The 22625-nt window shown below is 54.5% G+C and carries 22 protein-coding genes and 1 tRNA gene; 8 read left to right on the forward strand and 15 right to left on the reverse strand.

What is annotated here, in order from left to right; genetic code table 11:
* Positions 1–188: 188 nt before the first annotated feature.
* The 4 genes from Q9290_RS14695 to Q9290_RS14710 all read right to left on the reverse strand — a co-directional run bounded on the left by Q9290_RS14695 (position 189) and on the right by Q9290_RS14710 (position 2166).
* Complete coding sequence (locus tag Q9290_RS14695; protein WP_306080404.1) at positions 189–1205, reverse strand: M23 family metallopeptidase; 1017 nt, start codon at positions 1203–1205, stop codon at positions 189–191.
* A gap of 40 nt (positions 1206–1245) precedes the next feature.
* Positions 1246–1689 carry a ribosomal protein S18-alanine N-acetyltransferase gene (gene rimI, locus Q9290_RS14700; protein ID WP_306080405.1) on the reverse strand — a complete coding sequence of 148 codons (444 nt, stop codon included), beginning with the start codon at positions 1687–1689 and terminating at the stop codon, positions 1246–1248.
* Positions 1665–2036, reverse strand: a complete 372-nt coding sequence (locus tag Q9290_RS14705) for a hypothetical protein (RefSeq protein WP_306080406.1) — start codon at positions 2034–2036, stop codon at positions 1665–1667. The genes rimI and Q9290_RS14705 overlap by 25 nt, the downstream gene beginning before the upstream one ends.
* A gap of 53 nt (positions 2037–2089) precedes the next feature.
* Positions 2090–2166 (reverse strand) — tRNA-Trp (locus Q9290_RS14710).
* A gap of 309 nt (positions 2167–2475) precedes the next feature.
* Here Q9290_RS14710 and pyrB point away from each other — a divergent pair.
* Positions 2476–3399 carry an aspartate carbamoyltransferase gene (gene pyrB, locus Q9290_RS14715; RefSeq protein ID WP_306080407.1) on the forward strand — a complete coding sequence of 308 codons (924 nt, stop codon included), beginning with the start codon at positions 2476–2478 and terminating at the stop codon, positions 3397–3399.
* A 9-nt stretch (positions 3400–3408) separates the two neighbouring features.
* Entirely contained in the window at positions 3409–3864 is a 456-nt protein-coding gene (gene pyrI, locus Q9290_RS14720; protein ID WP_306080408.1) for an aspartate carbamoyltransferase regulatory subunit, read from the forward strand.
* On the opposite strand, the gene Q9290_RS14725 is transcribed toward pyrI, so the two are convergent.
* From Q9290_RS14725 to Q9290_RS14735, 3 genes are read right to left on the reverse strand one after another with little or no spacing between them, the layout of a single operon-like run.
* Positions 3861–5066: an efflux RND transporter periplasmic adaptor subunit gene (locus tag Q9290_RS14725; RefSeq protein ID WP_306080409.1), complete on the reverse strand. Its 1206-nt coding sequence runs from the start codon at positions 5064–5066 to the stop codon at positions 3861–3863. The two genes, pyrI and Q9290_RS14725, sit on opposite strands and share 4 nt — an antisense overlap.
* A 4-nt stretch (positions 5067–5070) precedes the next feature.
* Positions 5071–7425 carry an ABC transporter permease gene (locus Q9290_RS14730; RefSeq protein WP_306080410.1) on the reverse strand — a complete coding sequence of 785 codons (2355 nt, stop codon included), beginning with the start codon at positions 7423–7425 and terminating at the stop codon, positions 5071–5073.
* Between the two features lie 6 nt (positions 7426–7431).
* Positions 7432–8157 carry an ABC transporter ATP-binding protein gene (locus Q9290_RS14735; protein ID WP_306080411.1) on the reverse strand — a complete coding sequence of 242 codons (726 nt, stop codon included), beginning with the start codon at positions 8155–8157 and terminating at the stop codon, positions 7432–7434.
* A gap of 503 nt (positions 8158–8660) precedes the next feature.
* Here Q9290_RS14735 and Q9290_RS14740 point away from each other — a divergent pair.
* The 4 genes from Q9290_RS14740 (at position 8661) to Q9290_RS14755 (ending at position 15540) form a co-directional block, all read left to right on the forward strand.
* A complete protein-coding gene (locus Q9290_RS14740; RefSeq protein WP_306080412.1) occupies positions 8661–9302 on the forward strand; it encodes a hypothetical protein in 642 nt (213 codons plus the stop codon).
* Entirely contained in the window at positions 9295–11523 is a 2229-nt protein-coding gene (locus tag Q9290_RS14745; protein WP_306080413.1) for a hypothetical protein, read from the forward strand. The genes Q9290_RS14740 and Q9290_RS14745 overlap by 8 nt, the downstream gene beginning before the upstream one ends.
* The gene (locus Q9290_RS14750) at positions 11508–14603 is read left to right on the forward strand and encodes a site-specific integrase (protein WP_306080414.1); all 3096 of its coding nucleotides are present in this window, start codon (positions 11508–11510) and stop codon (positions 14601–14603) included. Before Q9290_RS14745 ends, Q9290_RS14750 begins: the two co-directional genes overlap by 16 nt.
* Positions 14604–15006: 403 nt before the next feature.
* Positions 15007–15540: a hypothetical protein gene (locus tag Q9290_RS14755; protein WP_306080415.1), complete on the forward strand. Its 534-nt coding sequence runs from the start codon at positions 15007–15009 to the stop codon at positions 15538–15540.
* A 104-nt stretch (positions 15541–15644) separates the two neighbouring features.
* Here the strand turns inward: Q9290_RS14755 and Q9290_RS14760 are convergent, their stop codons facing one another.
* From Q9290_RS14760 to Q9290_RS14770, 3 genes are read right to left on the reverse strand one after another with little or no spacing between them, the layout of a single operon-like run.
* A complete protein-coding gene (locus Q9290_RS14760; protein ID WP_306080416.1) occupies positions 15645–16514 on the reverse strand; it encodes an HD domain-containing protein in 870 nt (289 codons plus the stop codon).
* Entirely contained in the window at positions 16511–17689 is a 1179-nt protein-coding gene (locus tag Q9290_RS14765) for a site-specific integrase (protein WP_306080417.1), read from the reverse strand. The genes Q9290_RS14760 and Q9290_RS14765 overlap by 4 nt, the downstream gene beginning before the upstream one ends.
* Positions 17690–17699: 10 nt before the next feature.
* Positions 17700–17915 carry a hypothetical protein gene (locus Q9290_RS14770; protein WP_026344925.1) on the reverse strand — a complete coding sequence of 72 codons (216 nt, stop codon included), beginning with the start codon at positions 17913–17915 and terminating at the stop codon, positions 17700–17702.
* Between the two features lie 126 nt (positions 17916–18041).
* On the opposite strand from Q9290_RS14770, the gene Q9290_RS14775 reads away from it, so the two are divergent.
* Positions 18042–18251 (forward strand): helix-turn-helix domain-containing protein, encoded by a 210-nt coding sequence (locus Q9290_RS14775; RefSeq protein WP_019935808.1) that lies wholly within the window; start codon positions 18042–18044, stop codon positions 18249–18251.
* 43 nt (positions 18252–18294) lie between these two features.
* Positions 18295–18738 carry a hypothetical protein gene (locus tag Q9290_RS14780; protein WP_306080418.1) on the forward strand — a complete coding sequence of 148 codons (444 nt, stop codon included), beginning with the start codon at positions 18295–18297 and terminating at the stop codon, positions 18736–18738.
* Positions 18739–18975: 237 nt separating this feature from the next.
* Here the strand turns inward: Q9290_RS14780 and Q9290_RS14785 are convergent, their stop codons facing one another.
* From Q9290_RS14785 to Q9290_RS14805, 5 genes are all read right to left on the reverse strand, one after another.
* Positions 18976–19887, reverse strand: coding sequence for a hypothetical protein (locus tag Q9290_RS14785; protein ID WP_306080419.1), 912 nt, complete (start codon positions 19885–19887; stop codon positions 18976–18978).
* Positions 19887–20513 carry an AAA family ATPase gene (locus Q9290_RS14790; protein ID WP_306080420.1) on the reverse strand — a complete coding sequence of 209 codons (627 nt, stop codon included), beginning with the start codon at positions 20511–20513 and terminating at the stop codon, positions 19887–19889. Before Q9290_RS14790 ends, Q9290_RS14785 begins: the two co-directional genes overlap by 1 nt.
* A gap of 32 nt (positions 20514–20545) precedes the next feature.
* Positions 20546–21244, reverse strand: a complete 699-nt coding sequence (locus tag Q9290_RS14795; RefSeq protein WP_306080421.1) for a hypothetical protein — start codon at positions 21242–21244, stop codon at positions 20546–20548.
* Complete coding sequence (locus Q9290_RS14800) at positions 21241–21612, reverse strand: AAA family ATPase (protein WP_306080422.1); 372 nt, start codon at positions 21610–21612, stop codon at positions 21241–21243. The genes Q9290_RS14795 and Q9290_RS14800 overlap by 4 nt, the downstream gene beginning before the upstream one ends.
* Positions 21613–21682: 70 nt before the next feature.
* A complete protein-coding gene (locus tag Q9290_RS14805; protein WP_306080423.1) occupies positions 21683–22576 on the reverse strand; it encodes an ASCH domain-containing protein in 894 nt (297 codons plus the stop codon).
* Positions 22577–22625: the final 49 nt, after the last annotated feature.

Consider the following 22625-nt stretch of genomic DNA (forward strand, 5'->3'; position numbering starts at 1 on the left):
CCACAGCAAACAGCATAAAGCAACTGCTTTTACGGAAAGAAGCCAGGGAAATACAGAGGAATAAACTGAAAAAAACCAACCATTAAGGCAATCACTTTTCAAGCAACTCTCTGATCAGCCCGTACAAATAAAACTCACCTGAAATACCGAATTAAATAATTTCATTTGATAGGGTTTTGAAGCCGGGTTTATTCAGCATCCAGGCTGCCTTCGCTACCCTGAGCCAGCAGGGTATTCCCGGCACCGGGCAGCCGGCCATTCAGGGTAAAGGGAATGGATTCAATTCTGCCCTTGTTGTTGACCTGCACCGCCAGGTGCAGATGCGGGCCCGAACTGTAACCGGTATGGCCCGAGGCCGCCACCACCTGGCCGGCGCGCACTCGCTGGCCCTTTTTCACTTTCAGGGAGCCGGTGTCGAGGTGAGCGTAGAGGGTCATGGTACCGTCATCGTGGCGCAGCCGCAGGTGATTGGCCCGGCCCTTGTATTCAGGCTTGAGGCCGCCTCCCACATGATAATCCACCGCCGCCACCACCACACCGGGGGCGGTGGCCAGCAGCGGCGTGCCCACTGGCAGGGCGATATCGAGGGCATAACGGTTGGCTAGCTTGTTGTGGCTGAAATCGCCGTTAAAGCCCTGAGAAATACGGTAGGGCCCGGCCACCGGCGGGCTCATGTCCACGGCGCCGGCAAGGGGCGCGGCGGTATGATTGTGATGCTGTTTCCAGGCCTGTACCCGCGGGCTGATGATGGTGCTGCCGGCAATTTTCTGTACCCGGTGCCGGCTTCCCACCTTGTTACGCCCCTCATGGCTGCTGTAGGCAAAGCCATAATCATAACGCCAGGCTCCGCTCTGAGCCGGGGTCAGCTTGCCGATAAATTTTTCCTCCCGGGGAGGCAGGATCACCGCCTGCTGCAGCGCCTCGGGAATGGCCACATTGTGCTGACCGGTAAACTTGAGGTTCAGCCGGGCCCGGCTGGCGAGACGGTTAAGGGCAAAGAAGTAGTGGCCGTCGGGCTTTTTGACCACCCGCATCAGAATGCCGTCCTTGTTGACCGCATCCTGATGCCAGCGCTGGCCGGTATTGGCCCGAAGGCGGTTGTCGGTGTAGTGCACCACGCCGGCGGCGTCGCGATATTGAAAGATGTCGGCATATACCGGCGCCATTCCCGTCAGCACCAGCATAGTGGCAAGCAAGCCTCTCATTTGTCATCCCTGCGAGAGTGTGTGCCTTCCAGTATAGAAACTAAAGCCGCTTTTGCATCAGCACGGCGTCTTCATGGCCGTCGGCCGTGGGATAATAGTTACGGCGCCGGCCGCTTTCCTCAAAGCCGGCCGAGGCATACAGACTCAGGGCCGCCCGGTTTGAGGCCCTCACTTCCAGCCACAACCAGCCAAGGCCCAGAGTCCGGCATTGGGCAAAGTAGTTTTCCAGCAACTGCCGCCCCAGGCCACGCCCCTGATGAGCCGGGGCCACGCATATGTTCATCAGAGTGCTTTCGTCCAGCACCCGGTCGGCAATGAAATAGCCCAGCAAGGCGTTTTGGTGCCAGAGTGCGCCGGTAAAATAGCGCTCGCCAAAGGCATCGGCGAGCAATGCAGGGCTCCAGGGGTGAGCGTGGGCCGATTGTTCCAGCATCACCATGGCATCGAGGTCGGCCGGGGTCAGAGGGCGGAATTGAGGCTGCAAAGCCGGCTCCAGAGTTCGCGCTTTTGTGAAGCAGAAAGCGGCAATGTGCCGTGCCAGGCCAGATCTTCGGCCGGCGTGGTCAGGTTGAACCCCAGCAGAATACGGGCACCGGGGCGACCGGCGGCCAGCCAGGCGGTTTCATCCTGTATCTCGGGCTGAATGCCATTGAGGGCAATGGCGAGGTCGGCAAGCAGGGTGTCCGGCAGACGGCTGCCCTGGCCGGTGATCAGCCGCACTTCGGCCGGCGCTGCCACCGGCGCAGGACCGTAAGGCAAGCGTTCGCCATGGGCGCAGTGCCATACCGGTAAACCGAGAAACTGCCAGAGCTGTGATTGTAATGGCTTCATGAACACCCCATAACGAAAAAGGCCAGCACTGAGGCTGGCCTTTTCGGTGAAGCTGGCAGGGGCAGAGGGATTCGAACCCCCAACCGTCGGTTTTGGAGACCGCTGTTCTACCAATTGGAACTATGCCCCTGCAACACGAGGCGAATTATATCCAGCCCCCATCAAAGGTAAAGGGCTTTTTCCGTCCCGGAGGATCGTTCGCTCACTCTTTCACCGCTTGCGGTTGTCTCGCCACCGTATTTTGCTTTGGCTGCACATTTCTCTATAATCCGGACGGTTTGCAAACACGCGGAGCCCATCATGCTCAACTCCCACGGCTGCAGTCCCTTTGCAGTGGTGCCCGTTGCCGGCACCGGCTTCGGCGTTTGTGATCCTGTCACTTCAATGGCCCCATCCCGGGGTTTTTTATGGCCCGAATTCCACTTGAAGAGCATTGCTGATGGCGAACCCTCTATTTCAAAAGCATGTCATTTCCATATCCGACTTTACCCGCGCCGAGCTGGAGCTGGTCATCGATACCGCCGTCATGCTCAAAACCCATCCCAGGCCCGAGCTGCTGAAACACAAGGTAGTGGCGAGCTGCTTCTTTGAAGCCTCCACCCGTACCCGCCTCTCATTTGAAACCGCCGCGCACCGCCTGGGGGGCGCCGTTATCGGCTTTTCCGACAGCGGCAACACCTCACTGGCGAAGAAGGGCGAAACCCTGGCCGACTCGGTGAAGATCATCAGCTCCTACAGCGACGCCTTTGTCATGCGCCACCCTCAGGACGGCGCAGCCCGGCTGGCGGCGGAATACTCCTCGGTGCCGGTAATCAACGCCGGAGACGGCTCCAACCAGCACCCCACTCAGACGCTGCTGGACCTGTTCACCATTTACGAAACCCAGGGCACGCTGCAGGGGCTGACCGTGGCCTTTGTGGGCGATCTGAAATACGGCCGCACCGTGCACTCCCTCACTCAGGCACTCAGCCTGTTTGGCTGCAAATTCTACTTTATTGCCCCCCAGGCCCTGGCCATGCCCGATTACCTGTGTGATGAGCTGGTGGAAAAAGGCATCAACTTCGAGTTTCGCGACAGCATGGAAGAGGTGATGGACGAGATCGACATTCTGTACATGACCCGAGTACAGAAAGAGCGCTTTGACGAGACCGAATACATGCACGTGGCCTCCAAATACGTGCTGACCCCCCAGGTGCTGGAAAACGCCAAGGACAGCCTCAAGGTGCTGCATCCCCTGCCCCGCATCGACGAGATCACGGTGGACGTGGACGACACCCCCTATGCCTATTACTTTGAGCAGGCCGAAAACGGCGTTTACGCCCGTCAGGCCCTGCTGGCCCTGGTATTGAACGAAACCCTGTAAGGAGCAGCCGTGAACAAGACCCAACTGCAAGTCGAGGCCATTCACAACGGCACCGTCATCGACCACATTCCCGCCGGCCAGGGCATTCGCATTCTGCAGCTGTTTGGCCTGGTACAGAATCGGGAACGCATTACCGTGGGCCTCAACCTGCCCTCCAAGGCGCTGGGCGCCAAGGACATCATAAAGGTGGAAAACGTCCGGCTGTCCCCCGCCCAGGCCAACCAGCTGGCGCTGTTTGCACCCGACGCCACCGTGAATTTGATCGAAGACTTTGAAGTGGTGGAAAAACTGCAGCTGCACCTGCCGGAACAGGTGGAGGGCGTGTTCGCCTGCCCCAACGGCAACTGCATCAGCCGCCGGGAGCCGGAGACCAGCCAGTTCCGGGTGCGGGCGGTGCGCGGCCAGGTGATGTTCCGCTGCCGCTACTGCGAAAAGTCGTTCCAGCGCGACATGATGGTGCTTTAACTGCCCTCTGCGGGGTCCGGCGCAATGCGGGCCCCGTCTTGCAGTTCCGAGTCCGGATACAACACCAGCCGCTGGCCTTCACTCAGGCCACTCAGAATTTCGGCCCGCCGGCCATTGTCCTTGCCTACCGTCACCGGCGTTAGCCGGGCCCGGCCGCTTTCCGCCAGCAACACCGCCCATTGCCCCTGATGGCGAAACAGGGCACCGGAAGGCGCGGTCAGTACCTTGTCTTTCTGCCATACGCGAATGCGTGCCTCCACCCGGTATCCATGCCCCAGACCCTGTCGCTCTTCGGCGCTGCCGCGAAAGCGGATCAGCACATTGACCCTTTGTTCTTCCACGCCCAGGGCGGAGAACTTGGTAAAGCCATTGGGCTCAATCCGCTCCACTTCCCCCATCAGCACGCCCGGCCCGCCCCAGTGGGCAATTTCCACCTGGTCGCCGCCTGATACCCGCACGGCCTCGGCGGACGGCAACTCCACCAGTACCTCCAGATCCCGAGCAATGTTTCCCAGCTCCAGAATGGGCGTGCCCGCCGTGACCACGGTTTCTCCCTGCAACAATCGCTGCAATATTCGACCGGAAACCGGGGCCGTCAGGGCCACACCCGCCCCTTCCAGGGCATGGGTACTTTCCCGAAGCTGTGCCTCGGCGGAGTCCAGCTCCGCCTCACGCAGCGTCACCGCCGCCATCGCCGCGTCAAGGCGGGCCACGGCGGCACTGAATTCCTGGCGCAGACGCTGCCACTGGGTGGCCGAAATATCACCCCGCGCCTGCAGCGGACGGTTCCGTGCCAGCTGATCGGCCGCCAGCCGGCGCCCAGCCTCGGCCTGCTTCACCTCGGCCTGGGCGGCATGCAGCGCCGCCTGGGCGGCATGCAACGCCGCCAGTGCTCGCTCGCGTGTACGGCTGTCGAGCAAGCCCGGCATCACCGGCAACAGCCGGGCCACGACCTGCCCCCGGCGTACCGTATCGCCCGCTTCCAGATCCACTCGCAGCAGCCGGCCCCTGACCGGGGCGGTCACCAGATAAGATTGCCGCACTCGAGTGCGGCCTTCCTCGACTATGGTCACCGCCATTGGCTCACGGCGCACCGTGCCGGTGTCCACCGGCCGGGCCTCGGGCCAGAGCCCGTAGCCCAGCACGGCCACCAGCACCAGTGCCGCCACTATCATGCCTTTGTGCGATGGAGTCAGTGTCATGTGCTCAATCCCTGATGGCCTGGGCCGTAACCAGATCCAGGCGGTTAATGTCTCGCTGCACCGCCACGCCAGAGAGCGCGGCCGCCGTCAGTACGGTCAATGCCGCCCAGGCATGGCTGGGCAAATCCAGTTCGGCCGACACCTGATACAGCTCGGTACTGAACCCCACCGCCGCGGCCTGTGACAAGCCATAGCCCAGCAAGGCGCCCAGAGGCAGTGCCGCCAGCGTCAGGCCGCCGAGCTCCCCCAGCAGTACCAGGCCGGTTTCGGCGCGGGTCATTCCCAGTATACGCAGGCAGGCCAGCTCCCTTGCCCGTTCGGCAAAGGCGATGCGGGCACCGTTGTAGACAACGCCAAAGGTAATGATGCCGGCCATGGCGGTGATCAGGTATCGGGTCGCGCCGGCGCCGCTGTCCATCACTTCCTGAAAGGCCGCCCGCCGCTCGGCCCGCAGGCTGACCCCCGCCACCACCGGCATGTCTTTCAGCGTCTTATATAAACGGGCATGTTGAACGCTATCGATGCGCAGGTAGGCTCCGGACACCCGATCCGGCTCTTTCATGGCTCGGTTGAGGGCCGGCAGCGACATAAAGGCGGGCGCCCCAAGCAGGGTATCGACCACACCGGTGACCGGCACCGTCAATACCGGCCGCCGGCCTTCCCGTACCTCCACCCGCAGCCGCTGGCCCGGTGAGATGCCCAGCCGCGTTGCCAGTGGCCGGGCCAGCACCAGCCCCTCGCCTTCCAGCCGCAGGGGGTGCAGATGACTATCCAGGGCACGATACAGTTGCGGCGCGGCGGTCAGGCCGGTAATGGCACCGCGATAATAACGACGGTGATGGCGCAGGATCACCGGCACATCACGAAAGCCTTCGACTTCCAGCACGCCCTGCAGGTGTTGCAGGGCATACAGGCTTGGCGCCCCCCTCGGCTCGGTAAAGGTGACGGTCGCGTCACTTCGATCGATCACCCCGAAATTCAGGGTCATGGCTTGCTCAAAGCCGCTCATCACGGTGAGCATGGCTCCCGACAGCGCCATACCAAGGGCGATGCCGAGCACCGTCATTGCCGCCCTGACCGGCCGTCGCCACAACTGACGCAACACCATGCGGGCAGGCTGATCCAGCCAGCGCCGCAAGCCGGGCCCAAACCGCAGGCTGCGGCTGAAATCGGTGGGAGCCGGCGGGCGCATGGCCGCCGCCGGGGCCAGGGCCCACACGCGCCTGAGCACCAGCAAACTGCCCGCCGAGGCCGCCAGCATGCTGATAAGCACCCCGGTCAGCAGCACGTGGGGCTCGATACGAAACACCAGGTAGGGAAAGTGATAATAAAGCTGATACACACCGGCCAGGTAATACCCGCTCCACACCCCCAGCCCCACACCGGCCAGCGCGCCGCCAAGCGCGATGACCAGCACGAACCAGAGGTAGTGCAGCCCCACTTCACTGTTGCTGTGCCCGAATGCCTTGAGCAGACCAATCTGTTCGCGCTCTGCCTGCACCATGCGCGACAGCATGATATACAGCAAAAAGGCAGCCACCCCCAGAAACACCGGCGGCAGGATGCGCTCCGATACCCGCAGGCCATCGATCTCTTCATGAATAAAACGTTCGGAAATATGGTCGGCACGAGGATAGGCGCCCAAGGCACCGTAAGGAGCCAGCAACCGGTCCAGCGATGCCATCAGTGCCGGCAAGGGCGTCGTCGGGCGATGATGAATAAGAAACTCGTTGACGGCACCGCTCAGATCCAGTGCATCGGCCAGGGCCTCGCCGTGCATCCAGATCACCACAAAACGGCCGTCGTCGGGTACCAGCTCCCCGGGCGGCGTCACGTAAAGAAACTCCGGCGCCATGGCCAGCCCCACCACGAACAGCCGTTCTCGCCCGCCGTTCAGGGTTAGCTCAATGGTGTCGCCGGGCCGTATGCCCCGAGCCCTGGCAAAGGTGTTCAGCAGCAATACCTCCTGCTGTCGCACCGGCTCGGGCAGACGTCCGGCAGTCAACCGCAGCCGATTGAGACGGTCGGGCAATGAGAGCACCTTTGCCGCGATGGGCACGCTTTCGGCGGGCAGTTCGAGCAGGCCGGCGCCGGTAATCCGCCCTTCGGCCAGGGCAACCCCGGGCAGGCCGGAAACCACCGCCAGCAACCGCTCCGGTGCCCGCTTGACCGGCGCGAAGACTTCCGCCAGCCGGTAATCCTGGTAATAACTGCGGCGAGTATCACTGAGGGAGTTAACCAGGCCGTTCATCATCACCAGCAGCATAACGCCCAGCGCTACCACCACGCCAATGGCTAGGGCCTGACTACGCACCCGCCACAGATCCCGGCGCAGCTTGCGATTGAGCATGGTCGCCATGCGTGTTCACCACTCGATGCAGTCAGCGTCAAGCTGATGGTCAGGGGTCAGCACTTCCCGAATACGGCCGTCGGCAAAGTGGATCACTCTGTGGGCCATAGCGGCGGTGGCTGCCGCATGAGTGACGATCAGCACAGTGGTCCCCAGCTCCCGGTTGACCTGCTGCAACACGCCCAGCACCACCCGACCTGTGGTGCTGTCGAGGGCACCCGTGGGCTCGTCGCACAGCAATACCGTCGGTCGCTTGGCAATGGCACGGGCAATGGCCACCCGCTGCTGCTCGCCGCCGGACAACTGGGAAGGAAAGTGATGACCACGCCGACCCAGCCCCACCCGCTCCAGGGCTTCGCGGGCATCCATGGGCTCGGCAACCAGCTCGGTGACCAGCTCGACATTTTCCTCGGCGGTCAGGCTTGGCATCAGATTGTAGGACTGAAACACAAAGCCCACATGATGACGCCGGTAGTGAGTGATTCCGGCTTCATCCATGGCACTCAGCTCCCGTTCAAAAAACCAGATTCGTCCTCGGCTTGGCCAGTCCAGCCCCCCCAGCAGGTTGAGCAGGGTGGACTTGCCGCTGCCGGAAGGTCCGAGCAGCACCACCAGCTCGCCGGCGGGCAGCTCCAGATCCACGCCCCGAAGGGCCTGCACGGCAGCAGCCCCTTCACCATAGGTTTTGGTCAGCCCTTCGCTGCGAAAGGCGGGCAGGTGTGTTTTTTGTTGTGGTGGCATTGAAGCGCTCGTCATCAATGGAATGAACACTTCAAAGCCTATGCATTGTTATTGATTGCCGCCATGACGGGCAGAAAGCATGCTTCGGGATAGTCACGAAGGTGATGATGCAGGATCGAAGAGAGTTCAGGTTTGAGCTGGGTGCAAAAGCAAAAAGCCCCTGGCCATCATAAGCCAAGGGCCTTAAACGATTGAATGCAAATGGAAATGAAAAAAGCCCTGAGGGTTAACTCAGGGCTTCTTTAAGATGGCGGAGCGGACGGGACTCGAACCCGCGACCCCCGGCGTGACAGGCCGTGCCAGTCAGATTTACTTAATATACACCATTCTACACTAAACGTAACCTATTGATATAAATAGGTTAGCTTTGGCCGGCTAGCTCTGCAGATTTTACGTCAATCGAGATCAACCACGTGGTCACGGTCACAAAAACCTTACAAATTCAGATGCAAGATTTGATCTACATGAGTCCGCCGCGCACAGTATAAATCATGACCAAATGAGTGGAAAATACCGTGCCAGCGATAGTAAAAGTGCGTTCATCAGACCTTGTAGAGCTGCATCCTGCCGCCCAGGCAGCATATGAATGGTGCACCATTTACCCCCGCTGGGTTAACGCATCTGTCTTGCCAGAGCCCTTGATCTCGGAACTCAGCCGGGAAACTCTCCATGCAGTAATACTGGGAGAGGAAGAGGATGACACTTCGAAAAAGAAGAAGTCGCCGCGCACGTTTCAGCTGTTCGCCCCACTATGGCCAGTGCTGATTTGGCCATCACACAGGCCCCCCAACGGCACTCAATTGATCTCCTACCTTGAGCATCACATAACTACCTCGGAGATAGAAAAAGCAGCCTGGCGTTCGATGATATCTTCTTTAATACAGTCAGTAGATCCGGATCGTCTGTCAGAAATAAGAGATACGCTGGCTGCTCATATGTCCGAGGATTTGCATCAAGAGTTATTGGGCGCTGACAAGCTTACGGACCGCATGCTCTCAGCATGGACAGGCAGAGCTCACAATACGCTGATGACGCAGCGCAAGCAGCGGCGGCGTCGAGAACAAAAAACCAAAGCCAACATCCCCAGCTCAACATCCGATGTGATTACAGAGCTCAGCAAACTGTGGAGTCCGCCACATGACTGAGCTGAGCCCATTCGCCGCCCGGCGGGGATACCTCAGTAAAATCATTGCCCCACCGTCACTACCGAAAGAGCACAGGAAAATCGTCTTTCTGCGTTTTGCGCAAGTGTGCTCTCCCATGCTGACTCAGTTTCAGCAGCACCTACCGCTGTTTTCCGACCACATGGAACAGCGCTTACAGGCACTGGCTCAATTGCCCATGCCTGACACCGGCACTTATCAGCAGACTTTTGACTGGATAAAAAATCAGAAACTGCTGACGGAAGCACCCTATGCAGCGGCGCTATGCGCCCCCTTGCACACAGTAGAGGATGTCGAAAAGTTTGAAGAATGGCTTGGGGTGATCCTGCTGTGCTGCTGTCAGGTGCATATTCTGGGACACCAAGATTCAGGGATTGAGTCCGCCTTGCGGGAAGTCCGACAAATCGCTACCAGCGCCAAGCATGCGCCGTTACTGCAGTTTCTGCCAAAAACAACCAGCACCGACTCTCTAATCGATCTCGGCGAAGAGCTGGAAGTACTTAAGCTGAAATATCCGGACTATAAGCTGGATAAGGAGCGAGGCTATCTGTCCGTCGTCATCCGTAATGCAGCGCATCAGATCGAGGGCATTGTTCGCAAGCGCAGGGTAAACCTGACCTTCGAGCGACCAGAAGTCATCACCACAGTACCCCTGGAGCCTGCAGATGAATCAGGTTTTGATGTTCAGCTACTTCAGCTCACTCCGGAAACGCCAGATAGTCAGCAGGCCGATGAGCCAGCCCGAATTACTCCCGGCAACACACTAAGGGTTAAGGATCCACTAAGACGTAAGAAAGCGCTGGTTGTGAAAGCCATACAAGGCCAGCGTCTGGCAGAGCAGCTCTCCAGCCGTCAGCAATCGCTGCCATGCAGCTACACTCAAGCCAGCGAGTGGGACATTCAACACTTGGTGCTGCATTGTCTGAAGCAGCTAAAGGAGCAAGATGTGCTGGCCGGCTGGATGCTGCTGGCCTTGGTTACGGGGCGGGATCCCGCCTGGCTTCATGAACGGGCCAATCAGGATCAACTATTGGAGCTAGTCGATAATCATCCATCTATTCGGCTTACTCATCACGTTCCGGCAAGCAGTCAGCCGAATGAGCTGAACCCGATACTGCCGGCAGTATCGGATCACTTTTTCCGTCCCCTGCCCATCCAGCTGCACGACTGGGTTGAACGATTTTATCCATCCATGAGCCCACCGACTCCCAGCGAAATGCGAGAGTGGCTGAAACCGATAAATGAGGTACACCAAACCAGGCTGACACCAGGCTTGATCGTGCGATATCTGGAGCACTGGTTACTGAATCAGGGAGCGGACAGGGCCATCATTGCCCTGCTTCGCGGTGAGTCACACAAGTCCCGCCCCGCATTGTCATACAGTCACCTGTCGCAAGATGATGCGCTCGAGCATCACACTCGGTACGTCAATGCCATTTTTGTCATAGCTGAACAAAGCCCGGGTCTCCCTGTTCGAGCTCAAAAAGACAATAACCTGGGCAGCCGGTTATATGTGCCATCAGCGATACTGCAACATATATTCATCATGCTGGCAGGTGCCATCGAGCCCGAAGCTGACATCAGGGCCTTTCATAATCGCTATGTCTATTACGTCTGGGCGCTGCTGACTTTCTCGACAGGTCATCGAGATGTGACCGCCCCGATGGGCAAACTGGGTGATTTCAATCCCTACCAGCGCACCTGGTGGATTTCCGATAAGGAAAGAAGACATGGTCTGTCTGCAAGAACGCTGGTGATCCCTGCTACCGCCGCCAGGCAGGTGGAGCTCTATCTGAAGCATTTGCGCCAACTCAGTATTTATAGCCGCTTTCAGGCTCCGGCTCTTGCAGCGCGTTGCCAGCAGGCGCTGGATGGTACGGGTAACCTGCTGTTTGCATTTGAGGACAAACAAGGTAGTCAGGAGCCTGCGGATCTCACTCCGTCCTTGCTGGCAAAGCTGCCAGCGCCTTGCCTGCCCTGGGCCAAAAACTGGGCCCGTCACCACCTGCGATCAGAATTGGCAAAACAGAAAGTTAACCCAGAGCTCATCGACTCCTGGATGGGCCACGAGGAGATTGGAGAAGAGGCTATGGGGCGGCACAGTTTCGTCAGCATGGGTGAATGTCGCGAGCTGGCAGAAGTGATTGAATCCGTACTAAAAAAACATCAGATTAAGGCGCTTCCCGGATGGACAATCCGCTGATCCTTCCTCCATCCCAGCCGGCACTGATGACCATGCTGGGCAGAGAACATCGTCAGGCCAAGCGCCAGCAGCGGGATGCGCAGATCCTGCGTGCTGCCATGGCCATTTTCAGAAAGCATCTGCCAGGCATGATGCAAATCCCACCTATTGATACTGACTTTGATAAGGCCTGGCCGCAAATCGATACAGTGTTACAGCAGGAGCTGAAGAGTGAAGGGGCTTACCGGTACGCCTACAGCTTTATCTGCAAACAATTGGAAATCGGTAATCGCCAAGGGATTTGGTCGGTACAGGTACCGGATCCTTACATCACATTACGTCGCCGCCGGCCTTCCCGTACCTTGCGCTGGCAGCACAGTTCCCACCTGATTGCCGAAGCCGAACATCACTGGTTTGAGCGTTTGCAGGAGGAGACAGATGATCCTGATCTACTGTTTGCACGGCTGTTACTGTCGATGGTGCTCTATGGTGGCCTCGGCCGACCAGCACTCTGGCCTGCACTGACTCAGGCACTACATCAGCCTCGTCCGCTGAGAGGCAATAATGAGACTTGCTGGCTGGTGCTGGAGCCTGCACCTGGCCGAGGCCAGCCCAGCAACTTATATGTAGATGATCCAGACGCCAACGAGCGGTTACCTCATTGCGAAGTGCTCTATGCGCCTGATCCTATCAGCCTGGGACTATTGAGGCAGTTTCTGAAACACAAACCCAGAGACTGGCAACCGCCGAGTTCTCCGGAGCAGTGCCTGTTCTTGCTCAAGCAGGAGCTTGGCATTCACTGCTCGCTCACTCAGCTCGCCACCGGCGGGATCACAGTGGCAGAGCACCTCGACGGCGTATCACTGCCGCAGGTGCTGGTTGAATACGCCACCGGCAGACAACCCAGCGCCAGCCTGCCATACGACTACTGGCAGCGGTTGTTACGCCCGGCTCTGCTGACCTGTAATGAGCATGACTTTCATCGCTTTACCCGTTTCCCGAAACTCACTCCCCGGCCAGTCGGCAAGCCGGTTGGTCGGCGCTCGCAGCCTTATCTGCTGACCCGATTACGAGAAGTGTTTCAGCAGGACCGAGCACGCCCCAAAAGCAAACGCACCGTCATTGAAGAGCTGGAGGTGATCAGTAATGAACGGCTGCTGTTGCCCGAGGCAACGCTGGTTAACTGGCTGATCAATCACCTCGCAGAGCGTGACAATGCCGTCTCAAGCGCAAAGCGTTATTTTGATGCCATTGCGGCCGACTGGCTAATGGTCACGAATGAAGAGGATCTGCTCAGCTACAGTGGGGAGGAATTTCATGATCTGTATTTGAGCCTGCTGAACCGGCCTCGAAAGCAGCAGGCACGAGAGTATCAGGCTGGGCGCCTGGAAGATCTGCATGTGTTTGGCGTACAACAACTCGGTTTTCCTCCGTTACCAGAGCCCCTGATGCTGGGCACCGACAGTGTCGTTCATGTCAGTGCCGCTATCGTGGACGAACCACTTTTTGCCGCTTTGCTGAAACAGTTCCAATGCTTTGGCAATCTGGATGACCACCTGCAACGAACGTATATCTGCTTTCTCATCATGGCCTACCGTATCGGGCTGCGACCGGGTGAACTGGCCAAGCTGCGTTTGAGTGACATTGAGCCATCCCCGACCGGCTGGTTATTCATCAGGAACAACCGGTATGGCAACAATAAAACCGAAGCCGGACTACGCAAAGTCCCCCTGTTTCCTTTATTGACAGCTGAAGAAGCCGATGTGGTTCGTCATTACCTGAGCGAGCAGCGCATTAAAAGCAAAAGTGACAATGAGCTGTTCTTTCACCAAACGGCTGAAAACAAATTTGAGCAACTGGATATCACTCCGCTTTCGCTGGCGGTGAGCACCCTATTGAAAGATCTGAGCGGAGGTCTCTACTTCCGCCTATACCACCTGCGCCACAGCGCACTTTCGCGCCTGCAACTGCTGCTGCACACCGATCAATTGCGCCTGCCGACATTCGTCGATGCACTGCTTCCCTATGGTGATGCCAAGCGCCAGGAGATCCGAGCCCTCGTTACAGGGAACGGACGTTTGCGAGACAGGTATCATGCACTGGCGGCCTTTGCTGGCCACAGCAGCCCCGACATCAGCCTCAGTACTTACCTGCATTTCACCGATCTGCTGCTGGGGCTGTATTTACAGCAACACCGCCGCGAACTCACCAGCCATCAGGCACAAGTGCTGCTCGGTTTACGGCCTCACCGTATCCGCCTGCGTCACAGGGGAAGACAAGTCATTACGCCAGCCAACACGGCTGGCTTTTTACGCAAGCGACTGAATCGCTATATTCGACCCGTTACCTCGCCCAGAGCCTCTCGCGCCGCCAGCATTGACGCATTATTACAACCAGTAAAACAGCGTCAATACGAACCTATGCTGGCGGTACTGAGCAAAATTCAGGCTGGCTATGACCATCGGGAAGTAGCCTTGTTTTATCAGCTCTGCGCAGAACAAATAGATGAGTGGCATCAAAGCGCCCTGGCACTGCGTGCTCTGACCACCGAAAAACAGCTGCCCCGCCTGTTCCCTCGCAGCCGTCAGCACCAACTGCTGCCCCCCGAGCCGGTGGGTGTGGCCGAGAAACGCGATGTGGCCAAAGCGCTGGCAGCTTGCCGGGAGCTCTATCGTTCCTCCCAACAACGTGACGAATTGAAGTGGCTAGCGCAATACACCCTGACTCATTGCAACAGCTCACGATCGGGTGTGCGCTTTGACGATGCGGTGACCTTTCGCCGCTATATGGCTGTCGCTACTCAGTTGTTTGACTGGCCGCGCTGGCAGTTACAGTTACGGCACACCGACAGAAACATCATTAAAGACTGGCAGTGTGGGCCATTGAACATTCAGCCGTATCCCATGAAGCAAAAAGCCCGCTTTGAACAAGGCTCAGGCTGGCTGATCCTGCGACATCAGGAGGAAGCCGACCGCAAAGAGGCCAGCAAAGCAGGATATTCATCCCACAGTCTGCGTATCGTGCTGCACCGGCTTGCGATTATTCTCTTTTCCGCTGAGGAAATCGCAGCTTGGCAAGAAGAAGCCGAACGGGCCAGTTGACCACCACAAAGTGCGTTATCCGAAGCAATTATTTGGACTGCTCAGTTACTGAGCCGATTAGCCTTGCATTTGGCCCAGCCCTACCTCACAAGTTCAAAAATCCCCCAAATCTTTGTTGCCAGTTGCCTAAGTTCACATTCTGACCGATATTTTCCCGCAAAGCAGAGCAAACTTAATAGACTCAATTGAATTATCATCCTGACACGTCAGAATGGAACGAAAAGACATAGAGCCGAAATCAGGGCAGTCGCCTTCAGGGTCAGGCAATCGTGTGGTTGTTGTTCACGAGTTGACAGCAACGCGACGATCACCTGTTAGCCAGATAGGAGAACCAGTCTCTTCCCCTGGTCCATCCCATCGTGGCTCCCGCCTAATAGCTGACTTCAATTAAAAAGGTGAATACATGATATGCCGCAATTCGAGGGATGAATATGTTCAATATATAGATGAGTGGTCGATAGAGCCTGAACAGTTCTCTGAAGAACAAACAAAATTTCTTTTCAAATTGAATGCTCAGTTATCTGACATTGAAAAAGAAATAGGCAGCGAAGTGGCAAGACTAAGAAAAGATTGTCAGGAAAAATTAAATAACCCAAGCGACTGGGTAAATGATTATGAGCTAGAGTGTGTTGTCACATTTATTTTAAACAATGAAGATCCATGCTTTAGTGATGAAGATGACAATATCCTAGTCGATCTATATGGCTCCGGCAAGCATATGGGAAAGCATAAAAGAGAAATTTGGAATATTGCTGACAATGTAAATCACAATAAATTTCAGCGCTATGATCACCCCCTGAAAAATGAACATCACTGCTGGCTATATTATTGCCTGTACGATCGCACTGAATTGGGATGGGCTAACATATTTAGAATTGGCTCCATCTGGGTTGATGTAAAGGTTGAATATCAAACCATATTAAAGGTCACAGGTTGAAAATATTTAAAAAAGAAAAGCCCAATAGAAGTGAATTTTACTCTACAAAAAATAAAAACAGGCAGACTTTTAGTCTGCCCGCTCCTTTCCCTGGCTGTCATTCGCTACCCCAATCGCTTGTACCACTGCTGGTCTCGTGGACAGCGAGCATACCAGAAGTGCGCCGGCACATGAGCAAAGGCGCTTTTCCAGTTAGAGACGTCGGCCGACAGCCGGTCGCACATGCGAACAATATTGGCGACCTGATAAGGGTCCGTGTACTTGCCTACCTTTGTTTCCAGGCAAGCACTCAGGGCTTCAAATACCTTGGGCGAAGCAAGGCGTAATTGCTCCAGTTGCTGCCCCAATACCATGAAACTAAAGGACTCATGCTGGCCACAGATACCGGCGTTTTCGTTGTAATACAGCCGAATTTTGCCAATGTCGTGCAGCAGCCCACCAACAAAAGCCACCCAGATGCTATTCTTGCCCAAGCCATACTGGCTGCAGAGCATAGCTGAGGTCATGGCCACCTCATGGCTGTGAGCCAGCAGACCACCGCGCTGATCATGATGATGCCTATGGCTGGCCCGGCTTTGGCAAAAGGGAGCCATGATGGCGTCATTGGACAGAATATCCAGCAAGAAGGTCCGCAGTACATCATCGTCAATCACCGCCAGCATACTCCACACATCCATCAGCAGCGCTTGCTGCGACTCAGGCAGCCAGGCCAATTGATGCTCCACTTGTTGCCGGCTCACACCCTCCGGTAACGTCTGCACAGATTTGAGCCGGAAATGCCCTTCTTGCTCGTTCAATTCCGCCAGCACCCACTGACCATAGGGGCTTACCCCCTGCATTTTCCAGGGCTCCAGCGACAGCGAGCAGCTCCATGCCGGCATGCTGAACTGCCACGATGCCAGCGCGCCATCGTCAAACAACTGGCTGGCCCACAGCAGTTGGGGCCGTTGATGTGTCATTACCATGGGGTTCATGCTTCATCCTCCAGTTCAAACTCTTCATCCAGCAGCGACTCAAAGGCTGCACCGTCCCGGCCCACCAGGTTAGGGATATAGCGGGAATATACTCTGAACAGCATGCTGGTGTTGGCATGACCCAGCTGGCGAGCAATCCACTCCGGGCTTTCACCAGCGGCCAGCCACAGAGTGGCTGCCGTGTGTCGGGTCTGGTACGGGTTGCGTTTGGGCAGCTCCAGCCATTCCAGCAGGGGGTACCACACCCTGCGAGTGACGTTACGGTGATTCAGCGGCTGGCCGTTGCGGGCACAGAACACATAAGTGCTTTTCTCGCCGGTCTGCTCCCACTGTTCAAACAGAGCGTCATACACCCGCTGGGACATGGCGATGCTGCGGTAAGAGCTGCTGGTTTTGGTTTTCTCCAGCTTGCCCCGTACCAACGCCTGATGGATGTGGATTTTACGCGCCGCAAAGTCCACGTTATCCCAGGTCAGACCGTCTATTTCCCCGGTGCGCAACCCGGTGAAGAAGCGCACCGTGTAATAAGGCCGAAAGTCCGGCCGCACCCGTGACAAAATCAGTTGCACCTCCTCAAGGGTAAAAGGCTGCACCTCGGCCCGGGGCATGGGCAGCGCTTTGATGTTGCGCCAGGGGCTCTCATACTCAAACCGTTCGGCGGCCTCATTCACTATCATGCGCAGGGCGGTCATGATGTGGTTAATGCGCGATGGTGAAAGGCGCTTGCCGGTAACGGCATCCGCCTGACACAGCTTCATGCGCAGCGCCAGAATGTCACTTTTGGTAATGGCACCCATGGCCATTTCGCCAAACGCCGGCACCAGATGGCAGCGCAAAATGCCTTCAACGGTTTCATACTGGCTGTCGCGCCACTCCACCCGCTTTTCTTCCAGCCACTGGCCGGCAAAACTGGCGAAGTCCATTTCCCCCCCCACCGCCTTTTGGCGGATCAGTACCTCCAGTTGCCGGAATTGCTCCACCTTGGGGCTGTTGGGAAAATGGTGGCCATAGTCAAAGGTGCCGGCCCGGATCTGCTGCTCAATAAGAGCCAGCACCTTGCTGAGCTTTTTACGGTTGGCCGGCGTATCAGCCAGTTTGGTCTGCTCCCGGCAGCGCTTGCCACGGAAGCGAAAATCGAGATAAAGGCGGCCGTCACGGCCGTTCACTGCACCCATAACGTCCTCCTTATTGAATGCTCTGGATCAGATCCTGGGCAGACGCCCCCTGCAACATGGACTCTTCCACCCGCTCCCAGATGTACAGGATCTTACGGCCGCCAAAGGGACGAATGTAATGCACCCCCTCGAACAGCACCGAATCCTTGAGGCACTGTCGGATGGTACGCGCGTCGTACTTGATACGGGCAGACAGCTCTTCAGTTGTGAGATAGGTATGTGCCATAATCAAACCCTCGCTTTTTTCTCTACACCGAACAAAAATGACCTACAGGAGAGAAATTAGCACACATAATCACCATTGCAAGTCATTTATCACTGCTGTGGGTATTTTTTTCTCTTTGGAGGTGAAATGATTAAGTGCCACCTGTCCCGCATACTGGGTGAGCGGAAGCAGAAAATTGCCGAGGTTTCCCGGGAAACCGGTATCAACAGAAACACCCTGCACCGCCTCTACAATGAGACCGCGACCAGGGTAGAGCTGGATGTGATTGAACAGCTGTGCAGGTATCTGGAGATAGAGGTGGGGGAGCTGTTTGAGCTGGAGAAGCCGAGCTCATAAGCGCATTCAAGCGTAGCTTTTTGCTTTTGTATGGGAGTAGGGTATGCCACAGAATAACTTGAACAAGATGCACAATGGTCGGCAGTTCGAGAAAGTCGAGGGTCTTGCTCCGTACGACCTGTTTGAAATGGCTAACCTATCACCAACGCGCACAGGGATAGAGGGCGTTGTCATTTATTGCGGACGTGCAGATGATGACGGAAAACACAGCCCGTATCGTATCAAGGTCTCCGTAGGTAAGGCATGGGGCGCTTCTAGGAAAGTCTTTTCCATAGGGACTGAAGACAAGATAAAAGGACGCTGGTTCGCTGTTCAGGGCAGTGAGTACCGAAAAGAAGCGGATGTTCCGGTCGACCTACTCAACCGCGTCAGGAAATTTATCGATCTGAATCAGGCGCTGCTGAAAGAGTGGGTAGAGTATGATGGTTTGGAGGATGCTTCTGAGCGCTTCGTTCCTCGGGTGAAGCGGATCACCGGCTACAGTTAAGGATTTCGGTGAAGGTGAATGTAAATAGCTCAAGCATGGCAAGGAAAAGCGTCAGATCTGGCGAAAATAGTACTTCGCCATTAATTGAAGATTAGATTAGTTGCAGTAACTGTCATGTCATTTGGCCTTCTCTTCACTCCAGCCTAATTACATTTGATAAAAAAATAATTATTATCCAAAAGCCAAACCAGACTTAATTTAATATGACAAAATTAAAAAGCTGTCAATAATTACCGGTTATGCCTGAGACACAACTTCGAAACACAGATCATCTACAAACTGATCCCACTTTTTAATGTAAACAGCTTTATTCATGAGAGTAACCTCATCTGAATGAAATGAATTTTCCGTAACATCAATCCCATGCCCGAAAGCAATTCCACCATGCTCTGTTAATATACATCGATTATGAAAAACATCCCCACCGCCCACCTCTGAAAGAGATATAACCTGGAATTTTACAGCATCTTTGATACCTGGAGCACGCTTTTCAATTTCTGACTTTACATAAGCAGCATCAGGGGCTTTATCATCCTTCTTGTCTTTATAGAAAAGAACCAATTCAGGGCATTGGTTAAAGCCCTTGCCACACAAAACCCCATTTAATAACTTAGCAATAAATTCAATTGCCCGTTGATTCCAACCATACCCATCAACGATAATAATTTCTTCTTGGGCCAAGCTAAACATATTACTCAAGATAGGAAAAAGATTTTCATAAGTACGTGAAACACTTATCTGGCATTCATGATTCCATATACTTCCTTCTGAGTACATTGTATTAGGTGTCAAACATCGCTTGCTATCAATAGGAGTAGAAGTCAATATGGCGTAAAAAGGATTCACTGAGTCTTCATGAAGAATATTACTTTCCCAACAACTTCCATCACACTCAATATTATTACGATAAACTAAAGACTCAGCTATATAATTTACCATTTCCAGGTAACGCTGAGCTTCATTAGACTGTTCATCACGAGGGCCTTTTCTTAAGTAGTAACTACGAAATTTAGCCGCTTTTTGCTTAGGAAATGAACTGGTAAGTCGAGGTGTTCCTAGCCCATATTCACGTAAAAACTCACGATAGTCTCTGTCATTTGAAGCCCAGTGCATCAATAACTCTGGTTCAATGGCATATTCATAGATCATCAGAGTAGCTCCTCTCTACGCTCAGAAAAAAATCCGTTAGGCCAACGCTGCTTGAACTCGCCATCTTCATCAATATCAATTCGCTTGGCTTTTACGCCATATGTTGCTGGTTCCATATATATAATTGATATATCACTTGGATATACTGGTTTAATATTACCTGGCAGCTCATTATCAGTAGTTTGGCGAATGCGCTTTAATATCCTAAGGATAATATGCTCACTATGGGTTTCGATAAGGTAGGTTGTTTTTCTTCTGTTTTGCGTTAAGAGATCACCAATACCTACCTGTACGCGTGGATGTACATGAAGCTCTGGTTGCTCACCGGCGATAATACCTTTATTGCGTTCTATTGAGGCCACAACCAGAGGAAATAGCTGTGAGAAACCAACACCAATATCAGATGATGAAACTTCTATTTCATTATCCAAATCCCATAACACCGCCTTACTGCTAACCTCTTCAGATCTTAATTTTTCACTCTCTTTTTCATTAATCTTCCTATCCTCTTCCCACAAAGATATCAGCTTTTCAATATCTAAATATACCTGCTCTGCTTCCGGGTTTTCGGAAATATCTTCCTTGGATATAGAGAAACGCACACTATCGCCATATTGATCATACACAGCTTTCAACTGGCTAATTACATCGTCACCACCTATATAGGAAATTTTGCTAAGAGCTGACTTTTTTTAACGACATACCCCAGTCCCAGCCTTCTGTCATCCTCTAACCAGTGATTAATTTCATCAATTTGACTGGTAGACCGCCCCAATACATCCCATGCAGCAGCACCAGAATACCAATCCTTTTGTTTTGGATATGGATTATTTTGGTGCAGTGCATCGGGTATAACTCGTAGTGGTCCTATACTGACGCTATCATTCAGCAGCTCAAGCAAATTATCCAGTGGTGCCACCACCACATCAGATAATATTTCATGCACCCTGATTGTAGATACACGATCATCCAACTCAAGTGCAGTCTGCAAAGTTTCCCCCAGCAACGGCAAAGCGCCAGAAAACCCCTTGAAACCTATTGGCTGATGCAGGAAACTGATCTTCTCTTTACTTTCATCCTCGTCTGATTGACAGCTATTTATAGTTATTTGAGAGTTGAGCCTCTCATGAAAGTAACTAACAAAGTCAGGATTTTCAACTTCAGAATCATACTCTTTGTCATCATCACATAGCAGAGCTTGGTGATTATAATTCAAATAACTTATTACTGGCTGCTTAAGGCCTGAATCACTAGTCAGTTCAGAAATCAACTCACCATCAAACCATACTTTATAGCATGCAACATATGCTGTTTGTTCTATAGCTGACCAAGCAATATGAAACTCAACCTCAATCAAATCTGCATCAGCCGCCGGCTATCCACTGTAAAACCCAGCTCTCGCTCAACAATCTCAGACACCTGGCTGTAACTCGACCCAAAAAATCCCTTTTTGTCATAACCAACTTTTATGACAATTCTCTTTGAAAGATCCCGCCCATTAACGAGGTTTTTAAAGCCACCAATATGCTTGTCACCCAAAGCTTCCAGTCTTATCGGATCACAATGTCCTTCCTGCAAGATTTCCTGAAGATAAAAAAGAGACATCAACACCGAGCTTTTACCCACAGAGTTAGGACCAAAAAGCAGGGTAAGAGGAGCAAACTCCAGAGTCTGAGTGGCTTTAAACGAACGAAAGTTGGTTAGTGACAGTTTGGTTATGCGCATGGATTTATCTGCTCTTATGTAAATTATTATCGAAACTACGCTCTAATCTAGTTTCATTTGAGCTACTAAGCTACTTTTTAACCCACTCCACAGCACTGACAATCCCCCAGTTACCATTGGTGTTGGGACGCCGCCACTTGGCGACTGGCATAGCCTCAAGATAGTTAAGGGCCTGGTAGTAGTCACTGAAACGTTGCTCTGCGCCTTTCTCACCCACTGTATAGTGGCCGTTGCGTGCGCAACGTATCGGGCAGAAATGGGTACCGTCCCGGGCGACCGGTACTCTGGTTACCGTTACTTCTTCACTAGGGTTAACTGTGCACTCAGGTTTTGCGGTAACGCTTTGCAGTTGTGCGGCGATGCCCTGTTGTGCATTGGCATCGAGCTCTACCCAAATCACGGCTCCACTTTTGTGCTGATAGGGAACCGGACTTGGCAAAGGATGCACATCCTGCAGCACCCAGGCGTAATGCCATTTGTAATCCGGGCTTTGGTAAATGCTGCCAGGCACCCTGTGCAGGTGCTCATGCTCGGCCAGCTGTTCCGGGGTAAAGGGTCCTTTCACCTCGGTTAAGCGGGCGATACCCACTACAGTGCCGGTACCTTTTTCGATCAGGGCGATGGGGCCACGGAGTTGGCTGTTCCGGCTGCGCATTTCCCAGCTTTTTTCGCCACGCAATATGTAGCCTATCCAGGGTTGGGCAATGATCAGACCACGGGTGATTGACTCATGCTCTTTCAAGATCAGGCTCTCCTCTTTTTTTCGTAACGCATCAGTAGCTGATTGGGTGTGCATTGTTTCAGATGTCGCCATCGACGTTACCTTGATGGTGATGGGCTTTGCGTTGGAAGAGTTGTTCGTTCTAGTCATTTGAACATGGCCGCTTTGGCGCTTGTCAGCTTTGCCCGACTTGACCAGCGCCAGCAGTACAAATACTGCAACCACACCAAACCACCACATCATGATCGATTACCTCTGCATGCTGAAATTATTCTTTTTATTTACGCCAAGG

Source organism: Oceanimonas aquatica (assembly GCF_030732065.1).
In the GTDB taxonomy this organism is placed as follows: domain Bacteria; phylum Pseudomonadota; class Gammaproteobacteria; order Enterobacterales; family Aeromonadaceae; genus Oceanimonas.

Bases quoted from the DNA above. Each gene is read 5' to 3' on its own strand.
- Q9290_RS14695 (WP_306080404.1), bottom strand. From the start codon at position 1,205: ATGAGAGGCTTGCTTGCCACTATGCTGGTGCTGACGGGAATGGCGCCG.
- Q9290_RS14705 (WP_306080406.1), bottom strand. From the start codon at position 2,036: ATGAAGCCATTACAATCACAGCTCTGGCAGTTTCTCGGTTTACCGGTA.
- pyrB (WP_306080407.1), top strand. From the start codon at position 2,476: ATGGCGAACCCTCTATTTCAAAAGCATGTCATTTCCATATCCGACTTT.
- Q9290_RS14725 (WP_306080409.1), bottom strand. From the start codon at position 5,066: ATGACACTGACTCCATCGCACAAAGGCATGATAGTGGCGGCACTGGTG.
- Q9290_RS14730 (WP_306080410.1), bottom strand. From the start codon at position 7,425: ATGGCGACCATGCTCAATCGCAAGCTGCGCCGGGATCTGTGGCGGGTG.
- Q9290_RS14735 (WP_306080411.1), bottom strand. From the start codon at position 8,157: ATGCCACCACAACAAAAAACACACCTGCCCGCCTTTCGCAGCGAAGGG.
- Q9290_RS14745 (WP_306080413.1), top strand. From the start codon at position 9,295: ATGACTGAGCTGAGCCCATTCGCCGCCCGGCGGGGATACCTCAGTAAA.
- Q9290_RS14750 (WP_306080414.1), top strand. From the start codon at position 11,508: ATGGACAATCCGCTGATCCTTCCTCCATCCCAGCCGGCACTGATGACC.
- Q9290_RS14755 (WP_306080415.1), top strand. From the start codon at position 15,007: ATGATATGCCGCAATTCGAGGGATGAATATGTTCAATATATAGATGAG.
- Q9290_RS14760 (WP_306080416.1), bottom strand. From the start codon at position 16,514: ATGAACCCCATGGTAATGACACATCAACGGCCCCAACTGCTGTGGGCC.
- Q9290_RS14765 (WP_306080417.1), bottom strand. From the start codon at position 17,689: ATGGGTGCAGTGAACGGCCGTGACGGCCGCCTTTATCTCGATTTTCGC.
- Q9290_RS14770 (WP_026344925.1), bottom strand. From the start codon at position 17,915: ATGGCACATACCTATCTCACAACTGAAGAGCTGTCTGCCCGTATCAAG.
- Q9290_RS14775 (WP_019935808.1), top strand. From the start codon at position 18,042: ATGATTAAGTGCCACCTGTCCCGCATACTGGGTGAGCGGAAGCAGAAA.
- Q9290_RS14780 (WP_306080418.1), top strand. From the start codon at position 18,295: ATGCCACAGAATAACTTGAACAAGATGCACAATGGTCGGCAGTTCGAG.
- Q9290_RS14785 (WP_306080419.1), bottom strand. From the start codon at position 19,887: ATGATCTATGAATATGCCATTGAACCAGAGTTATTGATGCACTGGGCT.
- Q9290_RS14800 (WP_306080422.1), bottom strand. From the start codon at position 21,612: ATGCGCATAACCAAACTGTCACTAACCAACTTTCGTTCGTTTAAAGCC.
- Q9290_RS14805 (WP_306080423.1), bottom strand. From the start codon at position 22,576: ATGATGTGGTGGTTTGGTGTGGTTGCAGTATTTGTACTGCTGGCGCTG.